Source organism: Galbibacter kalidii (assembly GCF_026241135.1).
GTDB lineage: Bacteria > Bacteroidota > Bacteroidia > Flavobacteriales > Flavobacteriaceae > Galbibacter.
The window spans coordinates 1-2,049 of sequence record NZ_JAPFGA010000054.1; the positions used below are offsets into that span (position 1 = coordinate 1).

1 protein-coding gene is annotated in these 2,049 nt (G+C 40.7%); it reads right to left on the reverse strand.

What is annotated here, in order from left to right:
* Positions 1–116: 116 nt before the first annotated feature.
* The coding region (locus OOZ15_RS19775; RefSeq protein WP_265958165.1) for an RHS repeat-associated core domain-containing protein at positions 117–2,049 on the reverse strand (1,933 nt) is incomplete at its 5' end.

The window sequence follows — 2,049 nt, forward strand, 5'->3', positions numbered from 1 at the left end:
TTAAATCAGTTCCTGACGATCTATGAAAAAAGGGTCAGACTCTAATTAAGAATCCAACCCTCGATATTTTTACTTACACACTTTTTGGGATAGTGTCGATTTTTATGGTCAATTTATTAATTTTCATCTTCTTCTTTTTGTTTTTTCTGGTACTCGTTTATTCTTTTTACAGCTGAATTATATTCCTTTTGGTCGGTAAACTTTCTATAGGCAAAAGTACCATCTTTTGTTTTTACAGAAATTATGTATTCTGTAGAAGTTTCACCTCCTTCAGTTTTCTCATAACTGAACCCAGCAAAAGTATTTCCTCCCGTTTCAACGCTTAAGGTCTCTTCAAAATCAGAAATACCTTCACCTTTACTGTTGTATGAATTTTCATTATCACTAAATTTCAATCCTAAGCCAGAGTAAGATGTTCGTAAATCATCTCCATCTCCATAAACAGACCTTAAATAATTTCCGAACCTTACAGATGTTCTCTCTTCTGTCTTTCTATCATAATTAGCCCCATTATAGTCATGATTATATGCATGATTGATTTCATGACCAGTATAATATGTACTTTTGTTATCTCCATTTGTATGTGGCCACCATACGGAAGAAGGATAGTAAATTGTTCTTGCTGTGCCAATTGTTCCCTTTCCATCATAAGCAGCATTAGAAGCCCAAAAAACTTTTTCCATTCTATATTTATATCTTGAACTAATTAACCTATCCAATCTTTTTTGTCCTTTAGTTGTTGCTGCAATTTGTGCTAACTTTGTTAATGCATCTTTAGTATTACCAGCAATTATTATTTCTTTCCCATCAGGGTCAAGGTATAAAATGGGGTTATTTGCAGTATAATTATAAGGAGATAGAGGATGATACTTTTCAGTAAGAGGGTCTAAATTCATCCATCTCCCCAAACTCGCATCATAGTTCCTTGCACCAAAGTCGTGCCAACCTAAACCAAGTTCTTCCTGCTCTTCTTTACCTCCAAAAGTATATGGATGATGCGTACCGTTCACGACATTATTGTAACCTTTATGTTTTAAGCCGAAAGGGTAATAATTGCTTTCCTCGACAATTTCATTGGTAGCGATGCTTCCATTGTTGTCTGCATCCTGATACGAGAGCCTAACGTTCCCCAAATGATCCTTGTACTGGTACACATAATCATAGTCACTGCCATTGGGGGTCACATAGCCTTCTGCATGGTTAAAGAACTGTAACTGGTTGTTCTCATAAATGTAATTCCCGGCATATTCCGTTACCTTACCCGTGCTTACTGTTTTCTTTAACTTGACACCCGTCGCATCGTAAATATAAGAAATATTTCCACCTCCTATGGTGATACTGGTCGGTAAATTCAAATGGTTGTAGGTGATACCGGTTATCCCTTTATTGGCATCACTGGTCATATTTCCATTGACATCGTACTGATACTCCGTCGTTATGTTGGCACCATTTACAAAGCCTTCTGTCCCACTGATGTCCTCAACCTTCCTTAACCTGTTGCTCACCTCATTGTTATGGTAGCTGTATGTAAGGTCATCGATACGCCCCGCTGCATTGTTCCTCCATAGACCGGTAATGTTCCCATTCTTGTCATAGCCCCCTACCGATATATCATATCCCGCTGATCGGTTATACCCTCCTGTGGTCTTTATACCATAATCGGCATAGGTGATGCGGTTCAATGCATCGTACTTGTACGCATAGCCCCGGGTCTTATTGCCATCCGCTGCATCGTTGGCCGTCTTCCATATCGTCTCACTGATATTCCCGTTGAAGAGCAGGGCATTGCCCGAACCTATTTCCTTGGTGTTGTAATTGATTTTAAAAGTGAACAGGTCGCTGCCCAAGTTGTTTATATCGTTGATCTGTTTCAGCCACCCACGGACGTTGTATGTGTAGTCCACCGTCTGTAGGGGGGCGCTCGTGGTGTTCCCCACCTTCTTGGTCTCCAACTGCCCCAGGTCGTCGTATATGTTCCCGGCGATCAGCTCCGTGCTGCCACCAAGTGTTTGGGTTTGTTCGAGCAGCCTGCCCCTGTGGTCGTACCCG